Origin of the sequence: Streptomyces sp. NBC_00414, assembly GCF_036038375.1 — a bacterium.
Classification (GTDB): Bacteria; Actinomycetota; Actinomycetes; order Streptomycetales; family Streptomycetaceae; genus Streptomyces.
The window spans coordinates 8,468,228-8,483,981 of record NZ_CP107935.1 but is presented as its reverse complement, the minus strand read 5'-3'; the positions used below and the strand labels follow the sequence as shown (position 1 = coordinate 8,483,981).

Sequence of the window (15,754 nt, the reverse complement as noted above, 5' to 3'; positions counted from 1 at the left end):
CGCCGCTCACGCGGTCGGCAGCCACCCGACCTTCCCCGCCAGCAGCGCGTATCCCACGAACGCGCCGATGTCGAGGAGCGAGTGGGCGACCACCAGCGGCCCGATCCGGCCCCACCGGCGGTAGAGACAGACGAAGACCACGCCCATCACCATGTTGCCGATGAACCCGCCGATGCCCTGGTAGAGGTGGTACGAGCCGCGCAGCACCGAGCTGGCCACCAGGGCGGTGACCGGCGTCCAGCCCAGCTGGCCGAGGCGTCGCAGCAGATACCCGACGACGATGACCTCTTCCAGAATCGAGTTCTGGAGCGCGGAGAGGATCAGCACCGGGTACTTCCACCACACCTCGGGCAGCGCCTCCGGCACCACGGTGAGGTTGAACCCGAGTCCGCGCGCCGCCAGGTAGAAGGCGATGCCGGAGCTGCCGATGACCGCGGCGACCCCGGCGCCACGGGCGAGGTCGAACCAGGGCCGCGTACGGTCGAATCCGAGCGTGCGCAGCCCCTTGCCCTCCCGGAGCAGGAAGTGCGCGACGAGGAGGACCGGCACCAGCGAGGACGCGATACCGAACAGCTGCCATGCCAGATCGAGCCATGGACGGCCCGGGGCCGCCGAGGCGTTGAGCGTGGCCGCCTGGTCCTTCAGACCTCCCGGCCTGGTGACCGAGCCGACAAAGCTGATCAGCGCCGAGACCCCGCTCGCCCCGAGCGAGACGCCCAGTACGAGGAGCGTCTCGTCGCGGAGAATCCGCCGCCGCTCGGGCCGTCCCTCGGGATCCCCGGGAAAAGAATCAGCCACCGGCCCCTGCCCCACCTGCACTCATGCCTCCAGTTGCGTAATCCCGCCTCAAGCCCATCTTCGCCCCGCTAGGGTCTCGAAAGAAGTTGCGAAGATCGTGCGTGACAGGCCGTCGAGGGACGGACGCCATGTGGGGTGCACTCCCCTTGTGCCATACCATTCGGCCATTTCACCGCTTCAACGGCTCCGGGCTCGATCAGGGAGGGGCACCACCGCCATGGGACGTCACAGCTTGCCCGACGGGTTGCGCAGGAACGGCACCGGCCCCCGGTCACGCACACGGCACCGCAATGTGGCGCTCGCGACCGCCCTGGTCACCATCCTCGCCGGGGGCACCGTCGCCGCGATCGACGGCGGCCTGCTCTCCTTCGGTTCGTCCTGCTGGGACAGCGCCGTACGGCTGAGGATCGCCGCCGCTCCCGGCATCGCGCCCGCACTCAGGGACGCGGCCGAATACGCCCGCGACAACGACGTCACGTCCGACGGCAGCTGCCTCGACATCAGTGTGACCGCCCGGGACACCTTCAAGGTCGCGGACGCCCTCCGGTCGAAGCGGAAGAGCGAGGCCGACTTCGAGGTGTGGGTACCGGACTCCGGCGTGTGGGTGGACAGGGTCGTGGCGGACGACCAGTCGATACCGGTGACACCGGCGGGCAATGTCGCCTCCTCACCCATCGGCGTCGCCATGGTCTCGACGGCCGCGAAGTCACTCGGCTGGCCCGAGAAGACGTACTCCTGGACCGAGCTGGCCGGCGTCACCATGTCGAGCGACCGCCTGAAACTGGGCGCGGGTGACCCCTCGCGCAGCGCCACGGGTCTGCTCGCACTGACCCAGCTGGCCCAGACTGCGGGCAGGTCGAAGGGCGGCGACACCCTGGCGGCGGCCACCGCCAAGGCCCTCTCGCAGCGCACCTCGGACAGCGACAGCCAGGTTCTGGACACCCTGCCGCGCGACCTCTCCGGCACCGAGCAGGGCAACCCGAAGCGCAACCAGGCGCTGATCCTCTCCGAACAGGCGGCGTTCGCGTACAACGCGTCGGCGGACAGCGGCGACGACCTCGACCTCTTCTATCCGAAGGACGGCGCGCCCCGGCTCGACCATCCGTTCGCGCTGGTCGACGAACCCACACTGACGACGGACGAGAGCCGGGCCGCGCTGCGGTTCATGACCCTGCTCGGTGAGCCCGACGGACGCAGAATCCTGGAGAAGCACGGCTTCCGTACGGATGAGGACGAGATCCCGGCCGCGATGGTGGCCGGAGCCGGTGGGCGCGCCCCGCAGCCGTACAAGGAGGTGCCCGAGAGGCCGGCCTCGGACAAGGAGATCGAGGAGGCCCTCGGCATGTGGACGATCACGGTGCAGAGTGCCCGTATCACCACGGTCGTCGACGCCTCCTCGTCCATGTCGGACCCGGTGCCGGGCACCAGCGAGTCCCGTATGGACGTGACCAAGGCGGCACTGCTCCAGGCCCTGGCGACGTTCACCCCGGAGGACGAGATCGGGCTGTGGAAGTTCTCCAGGAAGCTCGACGGCAAGCGCGACTACCGCGTCCTCGTCCCGACCGACCGGCTCGGCGACCAGGTCGGCGGCAGTACGCAGCGGGACCGGCTGTCGGCCGCCTTCAGCGACCTCAAGCCGGTCAAGGACGGCGCGACCGGCCTGTACGACACCACGCTGGCCGCGTACAAGGCTGCCGCCGCCTCCTACCGGAAGGGCAAGTTCAACGCGCTGGTCCTGCTGACCGACGGCGTGAACCAGGACCCCGGGAGCATCTCGCGCGACGGTCTGATCGCCGAACTCCGCAGGATCGCCGACCCGGAGCGGCCCGTCCCCCTGATCGCGATCGCCGTGGGGCCCAAGGCCGACAAGAACGAGCTGAACAAGATCGCGGAGGCGACCGGCGGCTCGGGACACCTGGTCACCGACCCGTCCCAGATCCACTCGGTGATCCTGAAGGCCGTCGTGAAGGCGGGCAACACGGGCTGATCCGCCCTCACTTCGACCGACCGGCCCGCGCTCCGGCCACTCCGGCGACCTCCGGCCGACCGACACCCCGGCGGACCGGTCACCTCCGGTCACTCCGGCGGACCGGCCCCCCATCGCTCCGGGGTGACCAGCCGCGTCCGATCACCCCGGCGGACCGGCCGGCTTCCGTCACCCCGGCCGGCCGGCCTCCGTCGCTCCACCGGGCCGGCCGGTTCCCGTCACCCCAGCGGAACCGCCGGCTCCCGCAGCCCGACCGGCCAGGTGTGCACCGGCTCGCCGAGGTGCATCAGCTCGCTGTACCGCTTCGTCGTGGCGGCCAGCGCGGCATCCCGTCCCATGCCGCTCTCCAGAGCCTTGTGGAACGTACGGGACTGCCAGGAGGCCCCGTTGACTCCCCGCTTGCACCGCTCCTCGATCACACCGAGATAGAGGTCCCGGTCGGCCGGCTCGATGCCCCAGGCGTCCAGCCCCGCCGCCGCGAGGGGCAGCAGTTCGTCGAGCACCAGCTGCACCCCGGGCACACGCGTGACCCCGCCGTACCTGCCGTGCCGCGGCCACTCCAGCTGCGCGTCGATGCCGTACCGGCAGGCCTGGTCGAAGTTGGCGGCCGCGGCCTCGAAGGGCAGCCGGGTCCAGACCGGCCGCGCCTCCGCGGCCAGGGCGCGCACGAGCCCGTAGTAGAAGACCGTGTTGGCGACGACGTCGATCACGGTGGGGCCCGCGGGCAGCACGCGGTTCTCGACCCGCAGGTGCGGGACGCCGTCGGCGACGTCGTACACCGGGCGGTTCCACCGGTAGACGGTGCCGTTGTGGAGCACGAGTTCGGCGAGGCTCGGGATGCCGCCCTCGTCGAGGACGCGCATCGGATCCTCCTCGTCGCGCAGCGGCAACAGGGGAGGGAAGAACCGCAGGTTCTCCTCGAAGAGGTCGTACGCCGAGGAGATCCACCGCTCGCCGAACCAGGTGCGCGGCCGGACCCCCTGCGCCTGGAGCTCGGGCGGACGGGTGTCGGTGGACTGCTGGAACAGCGGGGGCCGGGACTCGCGCCACAGCTCACGGCCGAAGAGGAACGGCGAGTTGGCGCCCACGACGATCTGCGCCGCGGCCGCGAGCTGCGCGGCGTTCCACACGTCGGCGAACCGGTCGGGGGTGACCTGAAGATGCAACTGCACAGATGTGCAGGCCGCTTCGGGCGCGATGGACGCCGAGGTGCATTTGAGCCGCTCCACGCCCTCGATGTCCAGCGTGAAGTCCTCGCCGCGGGCCGCCACGATCTGGTCGTTGAGCAGCGTGTAGCGGTCCACGTCCGAAAGGTTCGCGGAGACCAGGTCGTCACGGGCGAGCGTCGGCAGAATACCGATCATCACAATTCCGGCATCGACCTCGTTCGCCTTCCGGTGCGCGTACGCGAGGGAGGTGCGCAGCTCCTCGGCGAGCCGGTCGAATACCCGGCCTTCGAGCCGGTGGGGAGCAATGTTGACTTCCAGATTGAACATGGCGAGTTCTGTTTGGAAATCGCGGCTCGCGATGCGCTCAAGTACTTGCGCATTCATCATGCGCGGCATGCCGTCGGGGCCTGCGAGATTCAGCTCGATCTCCAGACCCATGAGATTCCTGGGGCGGTCGAACCGCTCCTCCGCCAGCAACCGCGCCAGTCCCTCCAGGCACTGCTGCAGCTTCTCTCGGTACCGTCGGCGGTCGGACAGACCGATCGTCCCCGCCACGACCTTCTCCCCCATCGAAGCTTCCCTCCTCGACTGGGCCGCCCGAAGAACCGGCCGCTGGTGTCCCGGGTCACGGGGGATGATGCCCAGGCAATGTGATCGATAACGCCCCGGACCCACCCCCCGGGCACTACTCTGAACTCAGCTTTCTCCGGGCACATTCACTAGGCATGAGGCGCCACATTTTTCTTGACGGTCGACTCTGTCGTGAAAAACGTCGACGAGAACCGGCCGTCCACTTCGGAAGAGTATTCCGAGGTCATCGACGGGTACCCGCCGAGAACCAGGACCAAACACACGTAACGACGACCTAATTGCCTCTTGCACTTAATGTGCGGAGCGGCTAGTTGAAACACGGCCTGAACACGTGTCGTATAAACTCCGCGAACGAGGCAGAGAGTTGGCGCTCGCGGTCGCAGGGCCTGTCGTCGAGGTGACGGCATTTACCCGAAGGGCGGCCCGTGCGGCGTCCTGTGCGTGCGATCGCAAAGTTGCCGGAAGGATCTTGTAGCGAAGCGAGGCTACCGGAGCCCTCCGGCATCTCGGCGAGCACGCGTGCCGGACACCGCGCGGCAGGCATCACTTCGGCGACAGGCCCTATGCCCCCGCCCCTTTGACCCCGAGAGCTGACAGCGCCGTCCGCCCCCGCCCCTGCGCCACCATGCCTGTCGAATGAGAGGCGACCCACCATGCCGCTGCACGTCCCTCCGGCTCCCGCGCCGGCATTGCGCTCCGTCCTCACGGCCCTCGGTTCCCCGACCGCGGTCCGCGAAGCCCGTACCCCGTCCCTCCGTGACACCCAGGGACCCCTCACCCCCGAACTCCCGCTGCCCGTCCACGTACTGGACCAGATCACCCCGGTGGGCACCTCGGCCACCCGGCTCGCCGGATGGCGTTTCCTCATCCGATGCCACGAACGTGCCGTAGCGGCCGCGGAGACCCGGCTGACCCCCGACGGCTGGGCCTTCTCCCACTTCTTCGAGGGCCCGTACGTCACCGCGACCGAGCGTGCCCTGCGCCAGGCCGAGACGATGCCGGGGTCGTACCAGCCGCGTCTGCTCTCGGTACCCGGTCTCTACATGCTCACACTCTGGCTGCACGGCGACTCCGACGCCGACGGCACGCAGGGTCACCTCGCCGCCACCGACCTGCTGGTGCCACTGGCACCCGCCCCGCCCGGAATCGCCGCCCACCGCCCGCACCGCGTGGCCGAACTGCTGCCTGTCCTCACCCACCGGCTGACACCAGCGACCACTCCGCTGCTCGGCTCACCCGCCTGAGCACACCCGCGCTCCCGTGCCCCGCGGCCGACATTCCGGCCGCGGGGCACCTCGCTGTGTGCGGCGACCCGACGGGGCGGGCACCCGAACATCCCGGAAGGACACGGGGAGAACGTTGCGTGGAGTGACACGTGCAGAACGCAGCGCACTCCCGGCCCATCCGGACTAGCCCCATCCGACCATTCCGAACCACCCAAAGGGACAACCCAGTTGAGATGAACCGTCCGCACGGGTGATGCGTCATCAACCTGTGAGGAGTGCTGACGTCAAATCCCTGCGGATTGACGCTTGTAGGGCAACACTGGGTTCCGGACCATCTGACAATCGGGGGGCGGCCATGAACACCAGTTCGAGCCGCAGAACAGACAACACATCGAACACCGACCTCACACCGAAGCGAAAGATCCCATCAATGTGCCAGCACCAGCGACCGTGCCCGACAGCCGACTCCGCCGACCGGGAGGCAGCGCTCCTCGTGGCGCACCACCCGGAGCAGGGATGGAGCCTGCTGTGCAACGGCGTCCTGCTCTTCGAGGACACCGGTGAGCTCTTGCCGGACGGCCGGATCATCGCACCGCACCGGCCATTGGCCCTGGACGTCATGACCGCGGCCTGAGCGGCACGGCGCAGTACGGGCGGCGGGGCAGGCCGCCCGGCAGAAGAGAGACCGAAGAACAAGAGGGGCCGGCCCGGGAACCACTCCCGGAACCGGCCCCGACGCACGTCCACACCACTACTCCCCGTAACAACCCCACTCCCCTCAGCCCTCACCTCAGGCCCCCGCCCCCCTCGCCTTGAAGCACACGAGTCCCGACGCGACCTCCCTCAGGTACGCGGGAACGGCGCAACCCCCCTCAGGGGCGCGGGGAACGGCGCAATCTTTTGCTCTTGGGAGCGCGGGGAACGGCGCAATCTCTTGCTTTTAGGGGCGCGGGGAACGGCGCGACGAGCCCCACCGCCGCCAGATCACCACACGCAATACATCCAGCCGGATCACACCGCAAGGCCTCACCGTCGCCCCGCTGAACCGGGTCCGGACAGGACGCTGCAACCCCCTCGGCCACGGGCCAGACTCAAACTGCGGAGCGGGCACCACCGACATCGGGGCCTGGTGACCGCCAGTTGTTGACCCTCGTCAAGGAGCCGGAGTTCAATGCGCGAGCCCGCAGAGCCGCACGGAACGACGACACCAACTCCCGTGCCGGCCCCCACGTACCCGCCCGGCAAGGCGCGACCGAACGAGAACACAATGCCGTTGGACCACGGCGAACTGGGCCGATTCCTGCGTGCCAGGCGCGAGGCACTACGCCCGGCGGACGTCGGACTGTTCCCCGGACCACGCAGACGCGCCCCAGGGCTGAGACGTTCGGAAGTGGCGCTGCTGGCCAACATCTCCGTCGACTACTACGAACGGCTTGAGCAGAGCCGTGGGACGCACCCTTCACAGCCGATCCTGGCCGGGCTGGCCCGCGCGCTGCGGCTGTCGGCCGACGGACGGGACTACCTGTACCGCCTCGCCGGCTTCGAACCTCCGGCGGACCCCGCGGCGGACCGGTACGTGGAGCCGGGAATGATGTTCCTGCTCGACTCGCTCACGGCTGTACCCGCCCACGTGGTGGACGACCTCACCACCATCGTCGCGCAGAACCGTCTCAGCGCCACTCTGTTCGGCCCCTGGGCCCAGCGCACCGGCAGGCAGGCGAACGCGACTTGGCGATGGTTCACCGAACCGGACTCCCGGGCACAGGATTTCCTCGAAGAGGACGAGGCGACGGGTCAGGGATACGTCGCCAGTCTGCGTGCGGCGGCCGCCGCACGCAGACACGACAGCACGGTCACCCGGCTCATCACCGACCTGACGGCCAGGAGCCCTGAGTTCGCGTCGTACTGGGAAAAGATGGAGGTCGAGCCCAACAGATCGACGGCCAAGACCTTCCGGCACCCCGAACTCGGCCGTCTCGACCTGACCTGCGAGATCGTCCTGAGCGCGACGGCCGGCCACAGTCTGATCATTCTGCGACCCCAGCCCGGTACGGATACAGCGGACCGCCTGGCACGCCTCGCCACCCGGCCGGACGACAACTGAACGTCTGCCACGCGCAGTCCCGAACAGCCGGTACGACGTCGTCGCCGGCCCCTCTCCTCTCCCCTCGCCCCAACCCCCCATCAGGCATGAGCCGAACAGGCCACCGAAGCCTGCGCACTTCCGCGCGCCGCCCCAGCAGACCGCAAGCCCTCACACCGCGTACCTCAGCCCCCGGCCCCCAGCCAGCCAGCCAGCCAGCAAGAAGGAACCCCATGCCCACCGTCACCACCCCGCACGGCACCCTGCTCGGAGAACTCACCGGCGGTATCACCGCGTTCAAAGGCATCCCCTACGCCGCGGCCCCCTCCGGCCCGAACCGCTTCAGGCCGCCGCAGCCCGTCGAGAGCTGGCAGGGCATCCGCGACGCCCGCGCCTACGGGCCCACCGCGCCGAAGGGCCCGTACCCCGCCCCGCTCGACGAGATCATCCCCGAGGTGGATCTCCCCGGCGAGGACTGCCTCAACCTCAACGTCTGGACCCCCGACACGGCCGGGCATCGGCCGGTCCTGGTGTGGCTGCACGGCGGTGCCTTCACCAACGGCTCCGGGTCGGTCCCCCTCTACGACGGCAGCCGCTTCGCCCGCGACGGCGTCGTCTGCGTCACCATCAACTACCGCCTCGGCGCCGACGGTTTCCTCGCGATCGACGACGGCGACACCGCCAACCTCGGTCTGCTCGACCAGCTCGCCGCTCTGCACTGGGTGCGGGAGAACATCGCCGTGTTCGGCGGCGACCCCGCCAACGTCACCGTCTTCGGCGAGTCCGCCGGTGCCATGAGCATCGGTGCCCTGCTCGCCTCACCCCGGTCCGCCGGCCTCTTCCGCCGCGCCGCGCTGCAGAGCGGCGCCGCACACCACGCCATCAGCCCGGCCACCGCCAGACTTGTCGGGCACGGCCTGGCCGGGCTGCTCGGCGTCCCCCCGACCCGCCGCGCCATCGCCGACGTTCCGGCGGAGCGGCTCGTGCGGGGCGTGGAAGAACTGCGCGCCACCATCGCGGCCAACCCGGATCCGGTCCTGTGGGGCGAGATCGCGCAGAACATGATGCCCTTCGAACCGGTCGTCGACGGAGCCCTGCTCCCCGTAGCCCCCATCGAGGCCATCTCCTCCGGCGCCGGCGCCGATGTGGACATCCTGATCGGCACCAACAGCGACGAGTTCCGGCTCTTCCTCGTCCCCACCGGCGTACTCGACCACATAGGCGAGCCCCACCTGCGGGCCGCCGCCGCCGGTTACGGCCTGGACCCCGACGAGGCCACAGCGGCCTACCGCGCGGAGCGCCCGGACGCCTCTCCCGGTGAGCTGTTCGCCGCCCTGGTCACCGACTGGTTCTACCGCCTGCCCGCCATTCGTCTCGCGGAGCAGCGCTCCGGCGGGGCGGGCTCCACGTTCGTGTACGAGTTCGGCTGGCGGCCGCCGACCTTCGACGGCCGCCTCGGCGCCTGCCACACCCTCGAAATGCCCTTCGTCTTCGACCGTCTCGACGATCCGGCCATGAAGCCGCTGCTCGGCACCGAGCCGCCTCAGCACCTCGCGGACGCCATGCACAGCGCCTGGGTCTCCTTCGCGACCCACGGCGACCCCGGCTGGCCCGCGTACGACTCCGAGGACCGCACCACCATGCGCTTCGACACGGTCTCGAAGCCGCTCACCGACCCACGCCCGCGGCAGCGCACCCTGTGGGACGGACACAGGTGACGCCGTGCGGGGCAGGTCATGCCCCGCGGCGCACCCGGGTGCGGAAGTACCCGGGTGCGCCACTACGGCCTTCCCGCTAGTCCTCGTACGCGTCCAGCGGCGGGCAGGAACAGACCAGGTTCCGGTCGCCGTACGCCTGGTCGATCCGCCGCACCGGCGGCCAGTACTTGTCGGCGGCCGAGACCCCGGCCGGGAACACGGCCTCCTCGCGGCTGTAGGCGTGCTCCCACTCGCCGCCGAGCGCGGCAGCGGTGTGCGGCGCGTTGCGCAGCGGGTTGTCGTCCGCCGCCCACTCGCCCGAGCCGACCTTCTCGATCTCCGCGCGAATGGCGATCATCGCGTCGCAGAACCGGTCGAGTTCCGTGAGGTCCTCGCTCTCGGTGGGCTCGATCATCAGCGTGCCGGCCACCGGGAACGACATGGTCGGCGCGTGGAACCCGTAGTCGATGAACCGCTTGGCGACGTCGTCGACGCTCACACCGGTCGCCTTGGTCAGCGGCCGCAGGTCGATGATGCACTCGTGCGCCACCAGCCCGCCGGGACCGGTGTACAGGACCGGGTAGTGCGGCTCCAGACGCTTGGCCACGTAGTTGGCGCTGAGCACCGCGACCTGCGTGGCCCGCTTGAGGCCCTCCCCGCCCATGAGACGGACGTACGCCCACGAGATGGGCAGGATGCCCGCGGAACCCCAGGGCGCCGCGGAGACCGGGCCCACGCCCGTCTCCGGGCCCGCGGCGGGCTGCAGCGGGTGGTTCGGCAGGTGCGGCGCCAGGTGCTCGCGCACGCCGACCGGGCCGACGCCGGGGCCGCCGCCGCCGTGCGGGATGCAGAAGGTCTTGTGCAGGTTGAGGTGCGAGACGTCGCCGCCGAAGTGACCGGGCTTGGCGAGGCCGACCAGCGCGTTGAGGTTGGCGCCGTCGACGTAGACCTGACCGCCCGCCTCGTGCACCTGCGCGCAGATGTCGGCGACGTGCTCCTCGAACACGCCGTGCGTCGAGGGGTACGTGATCATCAGCACGGACAGCTCGTCACGGTACTGCTCGATCTTGGCACGCAGATCCTCGACGTCGATCTCGCCGTCGTCCGCGGTCTTGACGACGACGACCTTCATCCCTGCCATCACGGCACTAGCGGCGTTCGTGCCGTGCGCGGAGGACGGGATGAGACAGACGGTGCGCTGCTCGTCGCCGTTGGCCCGGTGGTAGCCGCGGACGGCCAGCAGACCGGCCAGCTCACCCTGCGAACCGGCGTTGGGCTGCAACGACACCTTGTCGTAGCCCGTGACCTCGGCGAGCCGCTCCTCCAGCTCACGGATGAGCGTCAGGTAGCCCTGCGCCTGCTCGGCGGGCGCGAAGGGGTGCAGCTGCCCGAACTCGGGCCAGGTGACCGGCTCCATCTCGGTGGTCGCGTTGAGCTTCATGGTGCACGAGCCGAGCGGGATCATGCCCCGGTCGAGCGCGTAGTCACGGTCGGCGAGGCGGCGCAGGTAGCGCAGCATCGCCGTCTCCGAGCGGTACTGGTGGAAGACCGGGTGCGCGAGGTACTCGTCGGTGCGCAGCAGCGGCTCCGGCAGCGTGTCCTGCGCGGTCCCGTCCAGTGCCGTCACATCGCCGTCGACTCCGAACGCCGACCAGACGACGCCCAGCTGGGCCCGCGTGGTCGTCTCGTCGCAGGAGAGGGACAGGTGGTCCGCGTCGACGAGGTGGAGGTTGACCCCGCCCTGGCGGGCGGCGGCGAGCGTCTCGGCGGCCCGGCCCGGCACCCGCACGGTGAGGGTGTCGAAGTACGCCTCGTGGACGACCTCGACACCGCCCGCCCTCAGACCCGCGGCGAGGATCGTGGCGTAGCGGTGGGTGCGCTGAGCGATGCCCTTCAGTCCCTCGGGGCCGTGGTAGACGGCGTACATCCCGGCCATCACGGCGAGCAGCACCTGAGCCGTGCAGATGTTGCTGGTCGCCTTCTCGCGGCGGATGTGCTGCTCCCGCGTCTGCAGGGCGAGGCGGTACGCCTTGTTGCCGTCCACGTCGACCGAGACGCCGACGAGCCGGCCGGGCAGGCTGCGCGCGAACTTCTCGCGCACCGCCATGTATCCGGCGTGCGGCCCGCCGAAGCCCATCGGCACACCGAAGCGCTGGGTCGTACCGACGGCGATGTCGGCGCCCAGCTCACCGGGCGAGGTGAGGAGCGTCAGGGCGAGCAGGTCGGCGGCGACGGTGACGACCGCGCCCAGCTCGTGCGCCCGGTCGACGACGGGCTTGAGGTCCCGCACGGCACCGGAGGCGCCGGGGTACTGGAGGAGTACGCCGTTGATCTCGCGCTCGGCCAGCTCGGCGGGGATGCCGTCGCTCAGGTCGGCGACGACGACCTCGACGCCGGTGGGCTCGGCACGGGTCTGGATCACGGCGATGGTCTGCGGCATGGTGTCCGCGTCGATGAGGAAGAGGCCCTTCTTGTTCTTCCCCATGCGCCGCGACAGCGCCATGGCCTCGGCGGCGGCCGTGCCCTCGTCGAGCAGCGAGGCGCCGGAGGTCGGCAGTCCGGTCAGGTCGGCGACCACGGTCTGGAAGTTCAGCAGGGCTTCCAGCCGCCCCTGCGAGATCTCGGGCTGATAGGGCGTGTACGCCGTGTACCAGGCCGGGCTCTCCATGACGTTGCGCAGAATGACGGGCGGCGTGAACGTCCCGTAGTAACCGAGCCCGATCATGGAGTCCAGCACCTGGTTGCGATCCGCCAGGGAGCGCAGCTCGGCCAGCACCTCGGCCTCGGTACGCGCACCCGGCAGTTCCAGCGCGTCGGCGTTCTTGATCACATCCGGCACCGCGGTGGCCGTCAGCTCGTCGAGCGAGCCGTACCCCACCTGCGCGAGCATCTTGGCGCGGGCCGCGGAGTCGGGCCCGATGTGACGCTGCTCGAAGGGGATTCCCTGTTCGAGCTCGGAGAGCGGAATACGTTGGGCGGTCATTACGGAGGCCTCCTGGTCTGACGACCTTCGAGGGGCACCACGATGTGGGTGCCCGAACGGCCTCCCCCTCTGTCATCTCAACCTGAGAGCTTCACCGGCTCGCCGTGAAGGCGCGCCGGCTTTCACCGTCGGTGAGAGCGGAGGCCCGTCGAACACTCGAACACCGCTCTGCTTTCCAGAGTGACCTCGTCCATGCGGTACGTGTGCCTGAGAGATTCCGGGGAGGATTTGCTCCTTCGGCGCCTCCGATGAAGCCTGGAGGACTCTCCCGCACGGGGTCAGCAGCCGTCGCCCAGCCTACCAGCGGGGTTCCCTCAAGTGGCCGCCCTCCTCAAAGTGCTCTTTCGTAGTGCTTACGGATGAGTTGCGAGCAGCTGGAGGGACCGTGCAGACCGACATCGATCCGCGCAACCTGATAGGCCGCAAGGCGTTCGACCGCAACGGCACGAAGATCGGCACCGTCGACGAGGTCTACCTCGACGACGCGACCGGTGCGCCGGAGTGGGCGGCCATACGCACCGGCCTGTTCAGCCGGGACGCCTTCGTCCCCCTGGAGCCCAGCAAGGTGGTCGACGACTCCCTGCACATCCCCTTCGAACGCTCCCTGATCAAGGACGCCCCCGACTTCGGAGTGGGCCGCCACCTCTCCCCCGAACAAGAACTGCAGCTCTACCACCACTACGGCCTGGACCTGGCCCCACCACCCCCCTTCCCGGACCACGACTTCGGCCACCTGGCAACCACAGAAGACCCCACCTGACACCCGCCCCACCTGGGGCCGCGGCCCTTTGGGGACGCGGCGATCGGCGCAATCCTCTCGCCCTCCAGGGGCGCGGGGAACGGCGCAATCTTTTAGGGGCGCGGGGAACTGCGCAACCAGCCACAACGGCCCCGCACCCACAAACGCACCCCCACCCCTACCCCTCCGCATCCATCGCCGAAGGCACCCGCGCAACCAGAGGCAACGGCTCAGCCACCTCCAACCCAGGATCATCGATACGAAACGTCTTCACCCGCCCCGGCAAGGAATCCGGCGTCTCGAACCGCACGGTGACCCTCCCCAGCCCACTCCCCTGCACCCACCCATGCCCGAACTCGGCATGCCGAACATCGTGCCCCGCCCGCCACTGCCGCTCCGCCGCAGGCTCCGGCACCTCGGGCACCCGCCCCGCCGCCGGCCCGACCGCCTCCCCAGCAACCTCCTCGACCGCCTCCGCCCCACCCCGCTCCGCCCCCTCGTCGACAACGACAGCGGCATCCTCAGCAGCCCGCTCCAGGGCCTGCTGCGCCTGGGCCTGCGCGAACAGATCCTCCTGCGTGTAGTCGGCAAGCCCCGAAACCCCGACCCCCAACAACCGCACACCCCCCGTGGTGTCCACCGCCTCCAGCAGCCGCGCGGCAGCCTCCCGCACCACCGAGGGGTCGTCCGTGGGCCCCCGCAACGTCTCCGACCGCGTCAGCGTCGAGAAGTCGTACCGCCGCACCTTCAGCACGATGGTCCGCCCCGACAGATGCGCCCCCCGCAACCGCTGGACACACCGGTCCGCAAGCCGCTGCACCTCCATCCGCACCCGCACCCGGTCATGGATGTCCACGTCGTACGTGTCCTCGACGGACACCGACTTGGTGTCCCGCTCGGCCACCACGGGCCGCTCGTCGCGGGCCAGCGCCATGGCGTACAGGGCGAGGCCGTGGGCCTTCCCCAGCAGCCGTACGAGCTCGTCCTCGCCCGCCTCGGCGATCTCCCCGACCGTGCTGATCCCGCCCCGCCGCAGATGGTCCCCCGTGGCGGGCCCCACGCCCGGCAGGATGCGCACCGACATGGGCGCGAGCAGGGCCCGCTCGGTGCCCGGCTCTATCAGCACGAGCCCGTCGGGCTTGGCCTGCTCGGAGGCGATCTTCGCGAGCATCTTGCAGGCCGCGAGACCCACGGATCCGGTGAGCCCCGTGACGGCCCGGATGTCGGCGCGCAGCTTCCTCCCGGCCAGCAGCGCGGACCGCTCGTCCCAGGCCGTCTCCCCGGCCTCCAGATCCACGAACGCCTCGTCCAGGCTCAGCGGCTCCACCAGCGGCGACAGCTCCCGCAGGAGCCCCATCACCTGCTCGCTGATCTGCCGGTAGAGCCCGAAGCGCGGTACGAGGTAGGCGGCGTTCGGTGCCAGGCGGCGGGCCTGCGCCATGGGCATCGCCGAATGCACCCCGAAGACCCGCGCCTCGTACGAACAGGTGGAGACCACGCCCCGCGGTCCGAGGCCCCCCACGATGACCGCCTTACCGCGCAGGCTCGGCTTGGACGCCTGCTCCGCCGAGGCGAAGAAGGCATCCATGTCGAGATGCAGGATCGTGGGCGCGGTTCTCACATGTCCGATGCTGCCCTACGCCACTGACAATGCCCCTGCACACCGCCCGCGAGACGGTGCGGGACCGCACGCCGACCGGCCTGACCACCGGGCCGCGGGGGACCTCCACGGCCGGCTCAGACCGCCCGGTTGCGCCGCCGAGCCAGCTCGTCCGTGGGGTTGGCCCCGACGAGCGTCTCACCCGTGTCGACACGCTCCCCGTGCAGCTGTGAGAGCGCGCTCTCCACGTCCCGCCACACCACGCCCACGGCGATGCCGAAGATGCCCTGACCGCCCTGGAGAAGGGCGTGGACCTCGTCGGGCGAGGAGCATTCGTAGACCGTCGCGCCGTCGCTCATCAGCGTCATCCGCTCCAGGTCGCAGGATCCCCGCTCCTTGAGGTGCTGGACCGTGGTGCGGATGTTCTGCAGCGAGACCCCCGTGTCGAGGAACCGCTTGACGATCTTCAGGACGACCACGTCCCGGAAGCTGTAGAGCCGCTGTGTCCCCGACCCGTAGGCGGGCCGCACGCTGGGCTCGACCAGCCCGGTCCGCGCCCAGTAGTCCAACTGCCGATAGGTGATCCCCGCGGCCGCGCAGGCCGTGGGCCCGCGATAACCGATCTCCTCGGACGCCACCTCGTCGTCCCCCGGCACCACCGTCGGCCGCTGTACGTGATCGGCCGCGCTGCTGTGAAGCGGGTACGGGCCGCTGTCCCCCAGACCGCGTCCGGGAGCACCCCCAGCCGTACCGTCGCCGCTGCTTCTCACGCCGACCTCCGTCCTTGAACTGCCTTCTCGACGGTAGGCAGTCACCAGGGGCTCGTCAACGATCGCCACACTCGGCACGCCGGGTGATAATCACCCTGAGAGTGGTTTCCC

At 70.0% G+C, this 15,754-nt stretch carries 11 protein-coding genes and 1 riboswitch; of the genes, 6 read left to right on the top strand and 5 right to left on the bottom strand.

The features are described from left to right. Positions 1-6: 6 nt before the first annotated feature. Complete coding sequence (locus OHS59_RS36895) at positions 7-819, bottom strand: CPBP family intramembrane glutamic endopeptidase (RefSeq protein WP_328497668.1); 813 nt, start codon at positions 817-819, stop codon at positions 7-9. Between the two features lie 196 nt (positions 820-1,015). Between OHS59_RS36895 and OHS59_RS36890 the strand changes: the two genes are divergently transcribed. Next, positions 1,016-2,785: a substrate-binding and VWA domain-containing protein gene (locus OHS59_RS36890; protein ID WP_328497667.1), complete on the top strand. Its 1,770-nt coding sequence runs from the start codon at positions 1,016-1,018 to the stop codon at positions 2,783-2,785. 218 nt (positions 2,786-3,003) lie between these two features. Here OHS59_RS36890 and OHS59_RS36885 read toward each other — a convergent pair whose 3' ends face one another. Next, positions 3,004-4,524 (bottom strand): glutamate--cysteine ligase, encoded by a 1,521-nt coding sequence (locus tag OHS59_RS36885; RefSeq protein WP_328497666.1) that lies wholly within the window; start codon positions 4,522-4,524, stop codon positions 3,004-3,006. 674 nt (positions 4,525-5,198) lie between these two features. Here OHS59_RS36885 and OHS59_RS36880 point away from each other — a divergent pair. From OHS59_RS36880 to OHS59_RS36865, 4 genes are all read left to right on the top strand, one after another. Beyond that, a complete protein-coding gene (locus tag OHS59_RS36880) occupies positions 5,199-5,789 on the top strand; it encodes a hypothetical protein (protein ID WP_328497665.1) in 591 nt (196 codons plus the stop codon). A 412-nt stretch (positions 5,790-6,201) separates the two neighbouring features. After that, positions 6,202-6,405 carry a DUF5999 family protein gene (locus tag OHS59_RS36875; protein WP_107018633.1) on the top strand — a complete coding sequence of 68 codons (204 nt, stop codon included), beginning with the start codon at positions 6,202-6,204 and terminating at the stop codon, positions 6,403-6,405. A gap of 537 nt (positions 6,406-6,942) precedes the next feature. Beyond that, positions 6,943-7,875, top strand: a complete 933-nt coding sequence (locus tag OHS59_RS36870; RefSeq protein WP_328497664.1) for a helix-turn-helix transcriptional regulator — start codon at positions 6,943-6,945, stop codon at positions 7,873-7,875. Between the two features lie 212 nt (positions 7,876-8,087). After that, positions 8,088-9,572 (top strand): carboxylesterase/lipase family protein, encoded by a 1,485-nt coding sequence (locus OHS59_RS36865; RefSeq protein WP_328497663.1) that lies wholly within the window; start codon positions 8,088-8,090, stop codon positions 9,570-9,572. 76 nt (positions 9,573-9,648) lie between these two features. Here OHS59_RS36865 and gcvP read toward each other — a convergent pair whose 3' ends face one another. Next, positions 9,649-12,534, bottom strand: coding sequence for an aminomethyl-transferring glycine dehydrogenase (gene gcvP, locus OHS59_RS36860; RefSeq protein WP_328497662.1), 2,886 nt, complete (start codon positions 12,532-12,534; stop codon positions 9,649-9,651). A 185-nt stretch (positions 12,535-12,719) separates the two neighbouring features. Then, positions 12,720-12,815, bottom strand: a riboswitch (glycine riboswitch). 104 nt (positions 12,816-12,919) lie between these two features. On the opposite strand from gcvP, the gene OHS59_RS36855 reads away from it, so the two are divergent. Further along, positions 12,920-13,294, top strand: a complete 375-nt coding sequence (locus OHS59_RS36855) for a PRC-barrel domain-containing protein (RefSeq protein WP_328497661.1) — start codon at positions 12,920-12,922, stop codon at positions 13,292-13,294. Positions 13,295-13,451: 157 nt separating this feature from the next. On the opposite strand, the gene OHS59_RS36850 is transcribed toward OHS59_RS36855, so the two are convergent. Beyond that, positions 13,452-14,894 carry a DNA polymerase IV gene (locus tag OHS59_RS36850; protein WP_328497660.1) on the bottom strand — a complete coding sequence of 481 codons (1,443 nt, stop codon included), beginning with the start codon at positions 14,892-14,894 and terminating at the stop codon, positions 13,452-13,454. A gap of 116 nt (positions 14,895-15,010) precedes the next feature. Next, complete coding sequence (locus OHS59_RS36845; protein ID WP_328497659.1) at positions 15,011-15,643, bottom strand: MerR family transcriptional regulator; 633 nt, start codon at positions 15,641-15,643, stop codon at positions 15,011-15,013. Positions 15,644-15,754 lie beyond the last annotated feature (111 nt).